Origin of the sequence: Kitasatospora sp. NBC_01250, assembly GCF_036226465.1 — a bacterium.
Classification (GTDB): Bacteria; Actinomycetota; Actinomycetes; order Streptomycetales; family Streptomycetaceae; genus Kitasatospora.
Genome location: NZ_CP108476.1, coordinates 5,923,691 through 5,938,690 on the forward strand (window position 1 = coordinate 5,923,691; position 15,000 = coordinate 5,938,690).

At 73.5% G+C, this 15,000-nt stretch carries 16 protein-coding genes; 12 read left to right on the forward strand and 4 right to left on the reverse strand.

Annotated elements, in window-relative coordinates; translation table 11 throughout:
• The first annotated feature begins 12 nt into the window (after positions 1–12).
• A complete protein-coding gene (locus tag OG500_RS38220) occupies positions 13–360 on the forward strand; it encodes a hypothetical protein (RefSeq protein WP_442789222.1) in 348 nt (115 codons plus the stop codon).
• 133 nt (positions 361–493) lie between these two features.
• Positions 494–1,165, forward strand: coding sequence for an HU family DNA-binding protein (locus OG500_RS25020; protein WP_327069061.1), 672 nt, complete (start codon positions 494–496; stop codon positions 1,163–1,165).
• A gap of 163 nt (positions 1,166–1,328) precedes the next feature.
• Here OG500_RS25020 and OG500_RS25025 read toward each other — a convergent pair whose 3' ends face one another.
• Complete coding sequence (locus OG500_RS25025) at positions 1,329–1,559, reverse strand: hypothetical protein (protein WP_327069062.1); 231 nt, start codon at positions 1,557–1,559, stop codon at positions 1,329–1,331.
• A gap of 40 nt (positions 1,560–1,599) precedes the next feature.
• The gene (cofC, locus tag OG500_RS25030) at positions 1,600–2,346 is read right to left on the reverse strand and encodes a 2-phospho-L-lactate guanylyltransferase (RefSeq protein ID WP_327069063.1); all 747 of its coding nucleotides are present in this window, start codon (positions 2,344–2,346) and stop codon (positions 1,600–1,602) included.
• A gap of 232 nt (positions 2,347–2,578) precedes the next feature.
• Here cofC and OG500_RS25035 point away from each other — a divergent pair, with 232 nt between their 5' ends.
• Genes OG500_RS25035 through OG500_RS25045 form a run of 3 tightly spaced genes read left to right on the forward strand, consistent with a single transcriptional unit; the run spans position 2,579 to position 5,650 of the window.
• Positions 2,579–3,469, forward strand: a complete 891-nt coding sequence (locus tag OG500_RS25035; RefSeq protein WP_327069064.1) for a lysophospholipid acyltransferase family protein — start codon at positions 2,579–2,581, stop codon at positions 3,467–3,469.
• Positions 3,466–4,467 (forward strand): NAD(P)H-dependent glycerol-3-phosphate dehydrogenase, encoded by a 1,002-nt coding sequence (locus tag OG500_RS25040; protein WP_327069065.1) that lies wholly within the window; start codon positions 3,466–3,468, stop codon positions 4,465–4,467. The genes OG500_RS25035 and OG500_RS25040 overlap by 4 nt, the downstream gene beginning before the upstream one ends.
• Before the next feature lie 40 nt (positions 4,468–4,507).
• Positions 4,508–5,650 carry a D-alanine--D-alanine ligase family protein gene (locus OG500_RS25045; RefSeq protein ID WP_327069066.1) on the forward strand — a complete coding sequence of 381 codons (1,143 nt, stop codon included), beginning with the start codon at positions 4,508–4,510 and terminating at the stop codon, positions 5,648–5,650.
• Between the two features lie 68 nt (positions 5,651–5,718).
• On the opposite strand, the gene OG500_RS25050 is transcribed toward OG500_RS25045, so the two are convergent.
• Positions 5,719–5,952 (reverse strand): Lrp/AsnC family transcriptional regulator, encoded by a 234-nt coding sequence (locus tag OG500_RS25050; protein ID WP_327069067.1) that lies wholly within the window; start codon positions 5,950–5,952, stop codon positions 5,719–5,721.
• A 245-nt stretch (positions 5,953–6,197) separates the two neighbouring features.
• Here OG500_RS25050 and OG500_RS25055 point away from each other — a divergent pair, with 245 nt between their 5' ends.
• From OG500_RS25055 to thiD, 3 genes are read left to right on the forward strand one after another with little or no spacing between them, the layout of a single operon-like run.
• On the forward strand, positions 6,198–7,166 hold the full coding sequence (locus OG500_RS25055; protein WP_327069068.1) for a thiamine-phosphate kinase: 969 nt from the start codon (positions 6,198–6,200) through the stop codon (positions 7,164–7,166).
• Between the two features lie 47 nt (positions 7,167–7,213).
• A complete protein-coding gene (locus OG500_RS25060; RefSeq protein WP_327069069.1) occupies positions 7,214–8,239 on the forward strand; it encodes an ATP-dependent 6-phosphofructokinase in 1,026 nt (341 codons plus the stop codon).
• A 32-nt stretch (positions 8,240–8,271) separates the two neighbouring features.
• Positions 8,272–9,084 (forward strand): bifunctional hydroxymethylpyrimidine kinase/phosphomethylpyrimidine kinase, encoded by an 813-nt coding sequence (gene thiD / locus OG500_RS25065; RefSeq protein WP_329583566.1) that lies wholly within the window; start codon positions 8,272–8,274, stop codon positions 9,082–9,084.
• 116 nt (positions 9,085–9,200) lie between these two features.
• Here thiD and rpmB read toward each other — a convergent pair whose 3' ends face one another.
• Positions 9,201–9,386 (reverse strand): 50S ribosomal protein L28, encoded by a 186-nt coding sequence (gene rpmB / locus OG500_RS25070; RefSeq protein ID WP_035846000.1) that lies wholly within the window; start codon positions 9,384–9,386, stop codon positions 9,201–9,203.
• 351 nt (positions 9,387–9,737) lie between these two features.
• On the opposite strand from rpmB, the gene OG500_RS25075 reads away from it, so the two are divergent.
• The 4 genes from OG500_RS25075 to rsmD all read left to right on the forward strand — a co-directional run bounded on the left by OG500_RS25075 (position 9,738) and on the right by rsmD (position 14,950).
• Positions 9,738–11,381, forward strand: coding sequence for a DAK2 domain-containing protein (locus OG500_RS25075; RefSeq protein ID WP_327069071.1), 1,644 nt, complete (start codon positions 9,738–9,740; stop codon positions 11,379–11,381).
• A 37-nt stretch (positions 11,382–11,418) separates the two neighbouring features.
• Positions 11,419–13,626 carry an ATP-dependent DNA helicase RecG gene (gene recG, locus OG500_RS25080; protein ID WP_327069072.1) on the forward strand — a complete coding sequence of 736 codons (2,208 nt, stop codon included), beginning with the start codon at positions 11,419–11,421 and terminating at the stop codon, positions 13,624–13,626.
• Positions 13,627–13,742: 116 nt separating this feature from the next.
• Complete coding sequence (locus OG500_RS25085; RefSeq protein ID WP_327069073.1) at positions 13,743–14,252, forward strand: hypothetical protein; 510 nt, start codon at positions 13,743–13,745, stop codon at positions 14,250–14,252.
• A 134-nt stretch (positions 14,253–14,386) separates the two neighbouring features.
• Positions 14,387–14,950, forward strand: a complete 564-nt coding sequence (gene rsmD / locus OG500_RS25090) for a 16S rRNA (guanine(966)-N(2))-methyltransferase RsmD (RefSeq protein WP_327069074.1) — start codon at positions 14,387–14,389, stop codon at positions 14,948–14,950.
• Positions 14,951–15,000: the final 50 nt, after the last annotated feature.

A 15,000-nucleotide genomic window follows, 5' to 3' on the forward strand; every position in this document is an offset into this window, starting at 1 on the left:
CACAATCAAGGCATGCACCGGCACCACGAACCTCCGTACGCGGGCGGCGAACCCGCGTCGTCGGAGTTCGGGGACCGGGAAGCCGAGAGTCGAATTGACGATCGGCCGGACGTCGAGACCTCAGCCGATGAGGGACCGGACGACCCGGAAGTCGCGGCGCTCTACGCGCTAGTGGCAGAGCGGTTGAAGCAGGCTCACACACGTGTGCACGCGCTGCATGCGTCGGAGGAAGCAAAGACCGCTCTCACCCGGCAACTGTTGATCGTCACCGAGACCGCCAAGCGCGATCTCCCGGAGGCGGCACGGCGGTTGAGTCGCTTTGTGCAGGACCTCGACGAGGGGCAGCCACCCCTCGGCTGAGGTCGCAGACGCGCAAATCCATTGCGACACTAGGGTGATTCGCGCGTTTGGTAATTGAAAGTCCGCAAATAGATGCCTAACGTGCGAATTGAACGGATGGAATCATCCGGCGCCCGTTTCTGAAGGGGAAGACGTGAACAAGGCTCAGCTTGTCGAAGCGGTGGCCGAGCAGCTGGGTGGTCGCAAGGCTGCCGCAGAGGCCGTCGACGCAGTGCTCGACACCATGGTGCGTGCCGTTGTGGCCGGTGACCGTGTGTCGGTCACCGGTTTCGGCACCTTCGAAAAGGTGGAGCGCTCCGCGCGTTTCGCCCGTAACCCGCAGACCGGCGAGCGGGTCAAGGTCAAGAAGACCTCGGTCCCGCGCTTCCGCCCGGGCCAGGGCTTCAAGGACCTGGTCAGCGGCAGCAAGAAGCTGCCGAAGGACGGTCCCTCGGTCAAGAAGGCCCCCAAGGGCTCGCTGACCCCGGGCAAGAGCGGCACCACTGCCGCGGTCAAGCGCGCTGCCACCAAGCGCGCCGCTGCCGCTGCCGAGGCCGCCCCCGTCAAGAAGACCGCGGCGAAGAAGACCACCACCGCGAAGAAGGCGACGACTGCCGCCAAGACGGCCGCGGCGAAGAAGACCACCCCGGCGAAGAAGGCGACGACTGTCGCCAAGACGACCGTCGCCAAGACGGCCGCGGCGAAGAAGACCACCACCGCGAAGAAGGCGACGACCGCTGCCAAGACGGCCGCGGCGAAGAAGACCGCCCCGGCGAAGAAGACCGCCACCCGCAAGACCACGGCCCGCAAGACCGCCGCGAAGTAATCGCGTCCGGTCGGGTCCAGGAAACTGGGACTTCTGGTGGTCCGTCAGGACCGAGCAAGGCCGCGGCGGCCCGCCCTCTGCCATGAGGGCGGGCCGCCGCGGCTTTCTGCGTCCGGTTTCCGTGACCGGCCGGGGGCGCCGAGCACTGTCGGCTGAACAGCCGTCAGCTCTGCTCGGGTGCCTCGGGGTCGGGGAAGGTCTGCAGGGTCACGAAGACCGCCCTGCGCTGGTCGCCGCTGCCGGCCAGCCGGATCCGCACCCGCTGCCCGGGGCGCAGCAGCAGCAGCCCGCCCGCCTCGAACGCTGCCGCGTCGAACGGGATCGGGGTGCCGTCGTCGAGCAGCACGGAGCCGGCCCGGGTGGCGGGGTCGAAGGTGTACGCGGTGGCCTGCATACCAGCAGCATAGAGCGGGGGAGCGCGGCCCGCCCCAGCCCTAGACCAGCGCCGCCGCCACCCGCCGGGTGTGCGGTCCGACCCCGAGCAGCAGCGCCTCGGCCAGGTCGGCCCCGGTGTCCACGTCCCGGCGCACCGACGGCACGTCGGGCAGCGCGAGTTCGAGCGCGCCCCCGAGCGCGTGCCGCTGCCGGGAGGCGCCACCGAAGGCCGGCTCCAACTGCCGGCCGGCCGCACAGGCCAGTAGCGTGGTGCCCTGCCCGGGGGCGTCCGCCAGGAAGGCGCGCGCCCCGGCCGGTACCGCGCCCAGCACGCGGGCCAGTTCGGCCGGCCGCAGCGCGGGCAGGTCCGCGGAGAGCGCCGCCAGGGGCGCGTCGGGCCGTAGCCGCCGCGCGTGTGCCGCGCCGTGCGCCAGTGCGGGATTGAGGCCCTCGCCCGGGTGCCCGGTGGGCTCGTCGGTGACCAGGACCGCGCCGAGGCCCGCCAGCCGCGGACCGGCCACCGGGTCCCGCGAGACCACCAGAACCTGCGCCACCGCCGGGCAGTTCAGCGCGGCCGTCACGGTGTCCAGGGCGAACGCCAGCGCGAGGTCGGCCCGGTGCGCTCCGGCGTACGGGTCGAGCCGGCTCTTGGCCAGCGCCAGCGGCTTCAGCGGCAGCACCAGGCTCCACGCGGCCGATCGTCCCGCTCGCGCGCGGGCCGGCTGCGCCGGTGCGAGCGGCGCGGGCGGGACCTGTGCGGTCCGGAGCTGCGCGGGCCGGATGGGGCGTACGGTGTGCTCGGTCATCGATGTCATTCTCGCTTCGGTCCGTCAGGCTCCGCCAGAGCGCCTCCCGGCGCCGGCGTGCGATTGGTCACTCGGTGCCGACCCGCGCCCGGCCCTGCTCGACACGGCCGGTCAGCAGGGCGAGGATGACCAGGGTTTGCCGGTCCGCTGGGCCGGGGCGCCCGGATGTGATCATGCGATGGACGACGGTCGCGGCACCCCTTGTGCCGCGCGACACGATGGAGGACCTGGGGTGGCCCGCCGCTCGTACGCCAGTTTCGGCAACGCCGACTACGGAATCTGGTACCGCTTCGCCGCGGTCCTGGTGAAGCCGGTGACGACCGCTCTGGTGAAGCCCGACTGGCGTGGCTGGGAGAACCTGCCCAAGGAGGGCGGCTACCTGGCGGTGGTGAACCACAACTCGGTGATCGACCCGGTGGTCTACGCGCACTGGCAGTACAACAGCGGCCGGCCGCCGCGGATCCTGGGCAAGTCCTCCCTCTTCAAGGTGCCGTTCATCGGTTTCATGCTCCGCAAGACCGGTCAGATCCCGGTCTACCGCGACTCCACGGACGCCGCGATGGCCTTCCGTGCCGCGATCGACGCGGTCAACAGCGGCCAGGTGGTGCAGTTCTATCCGGAGGGCACCATCACCCGCGATCCGGAGCTGTGGCCGATGACCGGCAAGAGCGGGGCGGCCCGGGTGGCGCTGATGACCGGCGCGCCGGTGATCCCGGTGGCGCACTGGGGCGCGCACGAGATCGTCCCGCCGTACGGCAAGGGCCTGGGCGGGCGGTCGGCCAAGGTGAGCCTGTTCCCGCGCAAGAAGGTGGTGGTGGCGGCCGGTCCGCCGGTCGACCTGAGCCGCTACCAGGGCAAGGAGCTGACCAGTCAGGTGCTGCGCGAGGCCACCGAGGACATCATGGACGCGATCACCGAGGTGCTCGCCCAGATCCGCGGCGAGCGGCCGCCCGCCGAGCGCTTCGACCTGCGCAAGGACGCCCGCGACCGCCGCGCGGCCCGGGCCGGCGAGGCCCGCGCCCAGCACTCGGCGGCCGGGCGGAGCGCGGCCGGGCAGCAGAGCGCCGGGGCCGCCACCGACAACGAAACCCGCACCGACGAGCAGAACGGGAGCGAGCGATGACCCGCTGCGCCGTCTTCGGCACCGGTTCCTGGGGCACCCCCTTCGCGATGATCCTGGCCGACGCCGGCTGTGAGGTCGCGCTCTGGGGCCGCCGCAAGGAGCTGGTCGACACCATCGCGGCCACCCGCACCAACCCCGAGTACCTGCCCGGCATCGTGCTGCCCGAGGCGGTCGTGCCGACCACCGACGCCGCCGCCGCGCTGGCCGGGGCCGACTTCGCGGTGCTCGCCGTGCCGTCCCAGACGCTGCGCGAGAACCTGGCCGCCTGGAAGCCGCTGATCGGCCCGGACACCGTCCTGGTGAGCCTGATGAAGGGCATCGAACTGGGCACCGCCAAGCGGATGACCGAGGTGATCCGCGAGGTCGCCGGGGTCGGTCCGGAGCGGGTCGCCGTGGTCTCCGGGCCCAACCTGGCACCGGAGATCGCCAAGCGCCAGCCGGCCGCCAGCGTGGTCGCCTGCGCCGACGAGGCGGTCGCCAAGCGGCTCCAGCAGGCCTGCCACACACCGTACTTCCGCCCGTACACCAACACCGACGTGATCGGCTGCGAGCTGGGCGGCGCGGTGAAGAACGTGATCGGCCTGGCGGTCGGGATGGCCGACGGGATGGGCCTGGGCGACAACACCAAGGCCACCCTGATGACCCGCGGTCTGGCCGAGATCACCCGGCTCGGCGAGCGGCTGGGCGCCGACCCGCACACCTTCGCGGGCCTGGCCGGCATGGGCGACCTGGTGGCCACCTGCTCCTCGCCGCTCTCCCGCAACCACACCTTCGGGTTCAACCTCGGCAAGGGGATGACCCTGGAACAGGTGATCGCCGCCACCAAGCAGACCGCCGAGGGCGTCAAGTCCTGCGAGTCGGTGCTCGACCTGGCCCGGCGCAACGGCGTCGACATGCCGATCGTCGCGGCCGTGGTCGAGGTGGTGCACAACGGGCGCCCCACCCAGCAGGTGCTCAAGGACCTGATGGGACGCTCCGCGGGCCCCGAGCGCCGCTGACCGGGAACCACGGAACTCGCAAGGTAGTCTCACCCTCGATATGAGCATCGAATCGACCTCCCCGAACCAGGCGGCGAAGCCGCGCGTCGCGATCGTCTTCGGCGGCCGCTCATCCGAGCACGGCGTCTCGGTGGTCACGGCCGCCAGCGTGCTCCGGGCGATCGACCGGAGCCGGTACGAGGTGCTGCCGATCGGCATCACCCAGGAGGGCCGCTGGGCGCTGGTCGCCGACGAGCCGGCCCGGATGGCTATCAGCGACGGGCGGATGCCCGACGTCGAGCAGATCGCCGAGTCCACCGAGGGCCAGCTCGCGCTGCCGGCCAGCCCCGTCTCGCGCGAGGTGGTGTGGAGCGAGCCGGGCAGCGCGCCCAAGGCGCTCGGCGAGGTCGACGTGGTGCTGCCGCTGCTGCACGGCCCGTGGGGCGAGGACGGCACGCTGCAGGGGCTGCTGGAGCTCTCCGGCGTGCCCTACGTCGGCTCCGGCGTGCTGGCCAGCTCGGTCGGCATGGACAAGGAGTACACCAAGCGGGTGCTCGAGTCCTTCGGCCTCGGCGTGGGCCCCTACACCGTGGTGCGCCCGCGCGACTGGGAGAGCGAGGCGGGCCGTGCCGCCGCCCGTGAGCGGATCGCGGCGCTGGGCCTGCCGGTCTTCGTCAAGCCCTGCCGGGCCGGTTCCAGCATCGGGATCACCAAGGTCAAGGACGCGGCCGAGCTGGACGCGGCGATCGAGGAGGCCCGCCGGCACGACCCGAAGGTGATCGTCGAGGCGATGCTCAACGGCCGCGAGCTCGAGTGCGCGGTGCTGGAGTTCGAGGACGGTCCGCGGGCCAGCCTGCCGGCCGAGGTGCTGGTCGGCGAGGGCTTCGAGTTCTACGACTTCGAGGCCAAGTACATCGACTCCTCCGAGGTGCGGATCCCGGCCCAGCTGACCGAGCAGGAGACCGCCGCGATCCGCGCGCAGGCCGTCACCGCCTTCGACGCGCTCAGCTGCGAGGGTCTCGCCCGGGTGGACTTCTTCCTGCTCGACGACGGCCGCTGGGTGGTCAACGAGATCAACACCATGCCCGGCTTCACCCCCATCTCGGCCTTCCCCAAGATGTGGGAGGCCACCGGGGTGTCCTACCCCGAGCTGATCGACCGCCTGCTGCAGGGCGCGCTGCGCCGCTCCACCGGGCTGCGCTGAGCCGAAGAAGCCGGTGCCGCCCCCACCTGGGTGGGGGCGGCACCGGCTTTGCGGTCCGGCGGGCCGGACTACAGATGCACCACCGGACAGGTCAGCGTTCGGGTGATGCCGTCGACCTGCTGGATCTGCGCGACCACCAGCCTGCCCAGGTCGTCCACCGTGGTGGCCTCGGCCCGCACGATCACGTCATAGGGGCCGGTGACGTCCTCGGCCTGGATGACTCCCTCGATCTTGGAGATGGCCTCGGCCACGGCGGTGGCCTTGCCTACTTCGGTCTGGATCAGGATGTATGCCTGTACCACGGAGGACCTCCCGGCGGCTCGGGGTGGTGGCGCGACGACACTGGCGGCCACGGGTAAGGGGGCGCGACCCGCGCGGAGATCGGGTGGTGGGGCGGGCGCGCCGCAAAAGACTGGATCACCACGCTACCGCGCACCGGGCCCGGGAGGGGAGACCCGGGACCGGGCCGTGGGCGTACGCTTCGCGCGGGGCGCGCACCGCGCCCTCCCGGCTGGTCCGGGATTCGGGCTTCGGGAGAGGACGGCACATGCAGGGGACCGTGGGCGAGCTCGGCGAGTTCGGCCTCATCCGGGAGCTCACCGCCCGGCTGCCGCTCACCTCTGCGGTGGAGCTGGGCCCCGGGGATGACGCGGCCGTGGTCCAGGCACCGGACAAGCGGGTGGTCGCCACCACCGACGTGCTGATCGAGGGCCGCCACTTCCGCCGCGACTGGTCCACCGCCTACGACGTGGGCCGCAAGTCGGCCGCCCAGAACCTCGCCGACGTCGCCGCGATGGGTGCGGTGCCCACCGCGATACTGCTGGGCCTGGTGGTACCCGCCGACCTCCCGACCACCTGGGCCACCGAACTGATGGACGGTCTGCGCGACGAGTGCCAGGTGGCCGGCGCCGGGGTGGTCGGCGGCGACGTGGTGCGCGGCGAGACCATCACGCTGGCCATCACCGCCCTCGGCGACCTGCAGGGCCGGGATCCGGTGCGCCGTTCGGGCGCCCAACCGGGTGACGTGGTGGCCGTGACCGGCTGGCTCGGCTGGTCGGCGGCCGGCCTGACCGTGCTCTCCCGCGGCTTCCGCTCGCCGCGCGCCTTCGTCGAGGCGCACCGCCGTCCCGAGCCGCCGTACCACGCGGGCCCGGCCGCCGCCGAGCTGGGCGCCACCTCGATGATCGACGTGAGCGACGGCCTGGTCGCCGACCTCGGCCATGTCGCCACGGCCAGTGGGGTGGACATCGACCTGCGCGCCGCCGACTTCGACGTGCCGGCGCAGATGGCCGACATCGGGCAGGCGGTCGGCGTGGACCCGCTGGTCTGGGTGCTCTCCGGGGGCGAGGACCACGCGATCGTGGCGACCTTCCCGCCCGGCGTCCAGCTGCCCGCCCGCTGGCGGGTGGTCGGCACCGTCACCGGCCCCGCCCGGGGCCAGGGGCGCGGCCGGGTCACCGTGGACGGCGCGCCCTGGGAGCGCACGGCGGGCTGGGACCACTTCTCGGCCGAATGAGTGTCGGCCGCCCGATCGGGCACCGGCCACCGCGTAGGCTGCCCACCATGCGTATCGGTGTGCTGACCAGCGGTGGCGACTGTCCCGGGCTCAACGCGGTGATCCGCTCGGTGGTGCACCGCGGTCTCGATGTGCACGGCGACGAGATCCTCGGCATCGAGGACGGGTTCCTCGGTCTGATCGAGGGCCGGGCCCGGGTGGTCGGCCACGACGACGTCACCGGCCTGCTCACCCTGGGCGGCACCGTGCTCGGCTCGGCCCGGGTGCGGCGCGAGCGGATCGCCTGGGCCGTCGAGAACGCGCGCACGCTCGCCGCCAACCTCGGCATCGACGCCCTGATCGCGATCGGCGGCGAGGGCACGCTGACCGCCGCCAAGATGTTCAGCGACGCCGGACTCCCGGTGGTCGGGGTGCCCAAGACCATCGACAACGACATCGACGCCACCGACGTCACCTTCGGCTTCGACACCGCCGTGCACGTGGCCACCGAGGCGATCGACCGGTTGAAGACCACCGCCGAGTCGCACCAGCGGGTCATGGTGGTCGAGCTGATGGGCCGCCACACCGGCTGGATCACGTTGACCGCGGGCATGGCCGGCGGCGCGCACGGCATCCTGATCCCGGAGAAGCCCTTCGACATCGAGGCGCTGGCCCGGATGATCGAGGAGCGCTTCGCGCGCGGCAAGAAGTTCGCCATCATCGCGGTGGCCGAGGGCGCCAAGCCGATGCCCGGGACCTTCCCCTTCGACCACGGCACGGTCGACCAGTTCGGCCACCAGACCTTCGGCGGCATCGGCACCCGGCTCGCCCACGAGCTGGAGGACCTGCTCGGCAAGGAGGCCCGCCCGGTGATCCTGGGGCACACCCAGCGCGGCGGCACCCCCACCGCCCGCGACCGGGTGCTCGCCACCCGGTTCGGCTGGCACGCGGTGGAGGCCGTCCACCAGGGCGCCTTCGGCCACTTCACCGCGCTGCGCGGCAACGACATCCGGCTGGTCCCGGTGGGCGAGGCGGTCACCCGGCTGAAGACGGTGCCCGCGGACCGCTGGGCGGAATCGGAAGCGGTGCTCTGAGCGCCCCCGGCCCGGCCGGGTAGGTTGGGCCCATGTCCGAAGAAGCACCCGTCGCGGCACCCCCGCGCGTCCTGACCATCGCCGGCTCCGACTCCGGCGGCGGTGCCGGCATCCAGGCCGACCTGAAGACCATGCTGGCGCTGGGCGTGCACGGGATGAGCGTGCTCACCGCCGTCACCGCACAGAACTCGCTCGGCGTCCAGGGCTACTGGGAGCTGCCCGCCGAGGCCGTGCGGGCGCAGTTCCGCAGCGTGGTGGACGACATCGGGGTGCAGGCCGTGAAGACCGGCATGCTGGCCTCGATCGAGCTGGTCGAGACCGTCGCCGAGCTGCTCACCGGCCTCGACGCGCCGATCGTGATCGACCCGGTGGGGGTCTCCAAGCACGGCGACGCGCTGCTCGCCGCCGAGGCGGTGGCCACGCTGCGCGAGCGGCTGCTGCCGCTGGCCACGCTGGCCACCCCCAACCTGCACGAGGTGGCCCAGCTCACCGGCATCACGGTGCTGGAGGAGGGCGAGATGCGTCCGGCCGCCGATGCGCTGCTGGAGCTCGGCCCGCGCTGGGTGCTGGTCAAGGGCGGACACCTGAGCGGTGCGGCGGCCGACCTGCTGGCCGGCCGGGACGGCGAGGAGTACTGGTTCCGGGCCCCGCGCCACGACAACCGGCACACCCACGGCACCGGCTGCACGCTGGCCAGCGCGATCGCCGCCGAGCTGGCCAAGGGCCGCGAGCTGCCGGAGGCGGTCGGGGCGGCCAAGGAGTACATCACCGGCGCGATCCGGGCGGGCTTCGCGCTCGGCGCCGGCATCGGACCGGTGGACCACGGCTGGCGGTGGCGCGGCTGAACGCGTAGGGGCCCGGCCGCGGCCGGGCCCCTACGGGGTGATGCAGAAAAGCAGACAGGCCGATCCATCCGAGGATGGATCGGCCTGCCCGGAGGACCGGCGCACCGGTCTGCGCGTCAGCGCGAGACCTTACCGGCCTTGATGCACGAGGTGCACACGTTGAGCCGCTTCGGCGTCCGCCCGATCACAGCGCGCACCGTCTGAATGTTGGGGTTCCAACGACGGCGGGTACGGCGGTGCGAGTGGGAGATGTTGTTGCCGAAGCCCGGCCCCTTGCCGCAGACGTCGCAGTTGGCAGCCACAGGAGTCACTCCAAGACTTCAGATCATTTACGTTCGAAACCCCGGCTGATCCATCCTGCCCACTCACGTGGACCGGGTCGGGTCAAGGGGGGAAGCCCGGACTGTTCCAGGCAACCGGAGCAGCATACATCGACTACTCCCGCTCCACGAAACTACCATGCGCGGGGGCTTGATCGCCGGGCCTCGTGACCAGCCCCGAAGCCCCCGCCGGGCCCGGTCCGGCCTGGCCTTTCGGCGCCGGATCCGCCCGCCCGGCCACCCCCGAGGCCGCCCGGTCCGCGGCCGGCCGCCCCGATAACCTGCCAGCAGCCCCACCGCCCGTTCCCGTCGTGTTCACCTGGAGGAGACCCGGTGCTGGAGACGCTCGACGCCCCCGCCGTCCGCACCTGGTGCCACCTCGCGCTGTCCGCCCTCGGCCAGGCCCGCGAGGAGATCGACGCGCTCAACGTCTACCCGGTCCCGGACGGGGACACCGGCACCAACCTCTTCCTCACCGTGGAGTCCGCCACCGCCGCCGTGGAGCACTGCTTCGAGTCCGGTGCCGCCCCCGGCCTGCCGACCGCGGTCAAGGCGATGGCCAAGGGCGCGCTGCTGGGTGCGCGCGGCAACTCCGGGGTGATCCTGGCCCAGCTGCTGCGCGGGGTCGCCGAGATCCTGGCCGCACAGGGCGGAGGCCCCGTGCACCTGCGCCGGGCGCTCGCCCGCGGCGCCGAGGCGGCCTACCAGGCGGTGCTCGATCCGGTGGAGGGCACCCTGCTGACGGTCGCCGCGGCAGCCGCCGGAGCTGCCGACCAGGCGGCCGGCGGGCTCGCCGAGGTGGCCGCCGCCGCCCACCAGGGGGCCCGCGGCGCACTGCTGCGCACCCCCGAGCAGCTCGCGGTGCTGGCCCGGGCCGGGGTGGTGGACGCCGGCGGACGCGGCCTGGTGGCCGTGCTGGGCGCGCTGGCCGACGCGGTGGCGGGCCGGCAGCCGATGGGGCCGGTCGCGCTCGGCGAGGACCTGCCCGCCGGCGGGCACCACTGCGTCGAGCCCGAGCGCCTGCCCGGCCACCCCGCCTTCGAGGTGATCTACCTGCTGGACGCCCCGGACCGGGCCCTGCCCGAGCTGCGGGCCACGCTGGCCGGGCTCGGCGACTCGCTGGTGGTCGGCGGCGGCGACGGGCTGTGGAACGTCCACGTCCACGTGGACGACGCGGGTGCGGCGGTGGAGGCGGGCGTGCGGGCCGGGCGCCCGCACCAGATCCGGATCACCCACTTCGCCGAGGCCGCCGCCCGGGCCGGCGCGCGGGGCACCGCGGGCGGCGCCGGGGCCGGTGACCTCCCCGACGGGCCGGCGGAGCGGGTCGTGCTCAGCGTCGTCACCGGGGCGGGGCTGGCCGAGCTGTGCCGTGCGGCCGGCGCGGCCGTGCTGACCGCGGCCCCGGACGCGCCGCCCGCGAGCGCCGAACTCGCCGAGGCGGTGCGCCGCTGCGCCGCCCGGGAGGTGATCGTGCTGCTCAACGACCCCGAGCTGCGGGCCGGCGCGGGCGCGGCCGCCGACCAGCTGCGCGAGGAGGGCCTGCGGATCGCGGTGCTGCCCACCCGCTCCCCGGTGCAGGGGCTGGCCGCCCTGGCCGTGCACGAGGCGGGGCGCCGGTTCGACGAGGACGTGGTCGCCATGACCTCGGCCGCCGGTGCCACCCGCTACGCCGAACTGGCCGTGGCCGAGGGCGAGTCCTGGACCATGGCCGGGGTCTGCCAGGCCGGCGACGTGCTCGGCCTGATCGACGGGGACGTGGCGGTGATCGGCTCCGGCATCGCGCAGACCGGCGCCGAGGTGCTCTCCCGGATGCTCGCGGCCGGCGGCGAACTGGTCACCCTGGTGCTCGGCGAGGGCGTCGACCCCGGCCTCGCCGAGCACCTGGTGGCGCACGCCCGGCGCCAGCGGCCGGAGGTCGACACGGTGGTATTCGCGGGCGGCCGGGAGAGCGCGCCGCTGCTCATCGGGGTGGAGTAGCACGGGCTGTCGGCTCCGTGGTGTCCAATAGGTTCCGATGGCCGCACTGGACGAACCCCTGACCAAGCTGGTCGGCGACCGCACCGCGAAGGTGCTCGCCGACAGCCTCAAGCTGCGCACGGTCGGCGACCTGCTGCACCACTACCCGCGCCGGTATGCCGAGCGGGGCCAGCTGACCAGCCTGGACGACCTGGAGGTCGACGAGCACGTCACCGTGCTCGCCCGGATCGAGAAGGTCACCCTGATCCCGTTCCGGGGCCGCAAGGGCGACCGCCTCGAAGTGGTGGTCACCGACGGGCGCGGGCGGCTCTCGCTGGTCTTCTTCAACCAGGGCTGGCGGCAGAAGGAGCTGCGCCCGGGGCTGCAGGGGCTGTTCGCCGGCAAGGTGGGCGTCTTCAACCGGAGCCGCCAACTGGCCTCGCCCGACTACCAGTTGCTCGACGACGACGCCGACTCGCAGGCCGCGCAGCAGTTCGCCGGGCGGATGATCCCGGTCTATCCGGCCAGTGCCCAGATGCCCAGCTGGAAGCTCTCGCTGGCGATCGAGATGGCACTGACCACCCACCTCGCCGCGGTGGGCGAGCCGCTGCCCGAGGCGCTGCGCGCCGAGCGCGGGCTGCTGCCGCTGCCCGAGGCGCTGGAGCTGATCCACCGGCCGCACGACCAGGCCGAGCTGGAGCGGGCCCGCGACCGGCTGCGCTGGGACGAGGCGTTCGTGCTCCAGGTCGCCCTCGCCCAGCGCCGGGCCGCCGCCCACGCGCTGCCGGCGGTGCCCCGACCGGTGCGCGGCGGCGGCCTGCTGGACGCCTTCGACGCCAAGCTGCCCTTCACGCTGACGGCCGGCCAGCGACACGTCGGCGCCGAGATCTTCGCGGACCTGGCCGGCGAGCACCCGATGCACCGGCTGCTGCAGGGCGAGGTCGGCTCCGGTAAGACGCTGGTGGCGCTGCGCGCGATGCTCGCGGTGGTGGACGCCGGCGGACAGGCCGTGCTGCTCGCGCCCACCGAGGTGCTGGCCCAGCAGCACCACCGCTCGATCGTGGCGATGATGGGGGAGCTGGCCGAGGGCGGGATGCTCGGCGGCGCCGAGAACGGCACCAAGGTGGCGCTGCTCACCGGTTCGATGGGCGTGCCCGCCCGGCGTCAGGTGCTGCTCGACATGGCCTGCGGCGACGCCGGGATCGCGATCGGCACCCACGCGCTGATCGAGGACAAGGTGCAGTTCCAGGACCTCGGCCTGGTGGTGGTGGACGAGCAGCACCGCTTCGGCGTCGAGCAGCGCGACGCGCTGCGCGCCAAGGGCGGAGCGCCGCCGCACCTGCTGGTGATGACCGCCACCCCGATCCCGCGCACGGTGGCGATGACGGTCTTCGGCGACCTGGAGACCTCGGTCCTGGACCAGCTTCCGGCCGGTCGCTCGCCGATCGTGAGCCACGTGGTGCCCGCGCTGGAGAAGCCCAACTTCCTGGCCCGCGCCTGGGAGCGGATCCGCGAGGAGGTCGCCAAGGGGCACCAGGCCTACGTGGTCTGCCCGCGGATCGGCGACGAGCCCGAGGAGCCGGCGGAGAAGAAGAAGCGCAAGGCCGCCGCCGAGGACCCCGAGGACCTGGGCGCGGCCACTGACGAGCGCCGGCCGCCGCTGAGCGTGGTGGAGACGGCCGAGATGCTGGCCAAGGGCCCGTTGGCCGGGCTGCGGGTGGAGATCCTGCACGGCCGGCTGGCGCCCGAGGCCAAGGACGACGTGATGCGGCGCTTCACGGCCGGACAGCTCGACGTGCTGGTCGCCACCACGGTGATCGAGGTCGGCGTCAACGTGCCCAACGCGACCGCGATGGTGATCATGGACGCGGACCGGTTCGGGGTCTCCCAGCTGCACCAGCTGCGCGGCCGGGTCGGGCGCGGCAGTGCGCCGGGGCTGTGCCTGCTGGTCAGCGAGATGCCGGCGGGCAGCGCGGCCCGGGCCCGGCTGGACGCGGTGGCCGGCACCCTGGACGGCTTCGAGCTCTCCCGGATCGACCTGGAGCAGCGCCGCGAGGGCGATGTGCTCGGCCAGGCCCAGTCCGGGGTGAAGTCCTCGCTCAAGGTGCTCTCCGTGCTCGAGGACGAGGACGTCATCGCCGAGGCCCGCACCGAGGCCACCGCGCTGGTGGCCGCCGACCCGCAGCTCGACGCCCACCAGGACCTGCGGGCGGCGCTGGCCGGCCTGCTCGACGAGGACCGCGCCGCCTATCTCGACAAGGGCTGAGCTGCCCGGATGCCGCCGGCTGCGGCCCGCGGACTGTCAGTGCCCCGCGCGACAATGGAGGTGTTCAGGACGGAGCGTCAAGCTCCGCTCCTGGCGCGACACTTGGGGGTCCTGCCATGGCATTCCGTCATCTCAACGAGCTCCCGCTGGGCGACAAGGTCTTCCGGATCGAACTCGCCAGCGACGACGACCGAGAGGTCACCCTCACCCTGACCGGCTGGCGCGAGGGCGCCGCCGCCGCCCCACTGGCCAGCGGCAAGCTCCGCCTCCCGGTGGAGGACGTCGCCAGCCTGCGGATCGCGCTCAACCGCGCGCTGCGCGCCCTGGCGATCGTCGCCGACGTCTCCGAGCCCATCCCCGACCGCGACGTGCTGCGCGAGCTCTACCCCGGCCACGGCGCCCCCTGGGTGCCGCAGCACGAGGAGGAGCTGGTCCGGCGGTTCCACGAGAGCGAGACCATCGCCCGGATAGCCGCCCGGTTCGGCCGCACCCCGGACTCCGTGCGCAGCAAGCTGCGCGAGCTGGGGCACGACCCGCGCCGCCCCGAGTACTGCCCGCCCGACGGCTGCCTGTCCTGGTCCCGCTACGCCTCGCCGGCCCTGCTCGGCGCGGCCGCACCGGAGTAGCGCCAGGGCACGTCCCCTGCTGATCCCGGTCCCGCCCTATGTCCGCGGGGCAGCGCGTCGTGCTGCCCCGCGGACATCGGGCGGGCCGGTCCATATAGCGTGGTGACCGCCAGCAAGAGAGGGAACCACGACTCATGACCCGCGTCATCGCCGGAGCGGCCGGCGGCCGTCGACTGGCCGTACCGCCAGGCCGGGGCACCCGCCCGACGTCCGACAAGGCCCGCGAGGCGATGTTCTCCACCTTGGAGTCGCTGCGCGGCACCCTGGCCGGGGCCCGGATGCTCGACCTGTTCGCCGGCTCCGGCGCGGTCGGCCTGGAGGCGCTCTCCCGGGGCGCCGCGCACGTGCTGCTGGTGGAGGCGGACGCCGCGGCGGCGCGGGTGATCCGGGCCAACGTCAAGACCGTGGCGCTGCCCGGCGCCGAGGTGCGCGGCGAGCGGGCCGAGCGGGTGCTGGCCGGGCCGGCCCCGGCGCAGCCCTACGACCTGCTCTTCCTCGATCCGCCCTACGCGGTCACGGACGAGGAACTGCGCGAGATGCTGATCACACTCCGGGCTCAGGGCTGGCTCACGGACGAGGGACTCGTCACCGTGGAACGCAGCACCCGGGGCGGCGAGTTCGTCTGGCCCGGGGGCTTCGAAGCGCTGCGCTCGCGCCGGTACGGCGAGGGCACGCTCTGGTACGGCCAGGCCGTCTGACCGGGCGGTCCCCGCCGCCCACCGCTGTTGCCGACAACACCACCGCCGAC

What these genes read in the sequence shown, in the direction of transcription:
- OG500_RS38220 (WP_442789222.1), top strand. Translation starts at nt 13, where the DNA reads ATGCACCGGCACCACGAACCTCCGTACGCGGGCGGCGAACCCGCGTCG.
- OG500_RS25025 (WP_327069062.1), bottom strand. Translation starts at nt 1,559, where the DNA reads ATGCAGGCCACCGCGTACACCTTCGACCCCGCCACCCGGGCCGGCTCC.
- cofC (WP_327069063.1), bottom strand. Translation starts at nt 2,346, where the DNA reads ATGACCGAGCACACCGTACGCCCCATCCGGCCCGCGCAGCTCCGGACC.
- OG500_RS25040 (WP_327069065.1), top strand. Translation starts at nt 3,466, where the DNA reads ATGACCCGCTGCGCCGTCTTCGGCACCGGTTCCTGGGGCACCCCCTTC.
- OG500_RS25045 (WP_327069066.1), top strand. Translation starts at nt 4,508, where the DNA reads ATGAGCATCGAATCGACCTCCCCGAACCAGGCGGCGAAGCCGCGCGTC.
- OG500_RS25055 (WP_327069068.1), top strand. Translation starts at nt 6,198, where the DNA reads ATGCAGGGGACCGTGGGCGAGCTCGGCGAGTTCGGCCTCATCCGGGAG.
- OG500_RS25060 (WP_327069069.1), top strand. Translation starts at nt 7,214, where the DNA reads ATGCGTATCGGTGTGCTGACCAGCGGTGGCGACTGTCCCGGGCTCAAC.
- thiD (WP_329583566.1), top strand. Translation starts at nt 8,272, where the DNA reads ATGTCCGAAGAAGCACCCGTCGCGGCACCCCCGCGCGTCCTGACCATC.
- recG (WP_327069072.1), top strand. Translation starts at nt 11,419, where the DNA reads ATGGCCGCACTGGACGAACCCCTGACCAAGCTGGTCGGCGACCGCACC.
- OG500_RS25085 (WP_327069073.1), top strand. Translation starts at nt 13,743, where the DNA reads ATGGCATTCCGTCATCTCAACGAGCTCCCGCTGGGCGACAAGGTCTTC.
- rsmD (WP_327069074.1), top strand. Translation starts at nt 14,387, where the DNA reads ATGACCCGCGTCATCGCCGGAGCGGCCGGCGGCCGTCGACTGGCCGTA.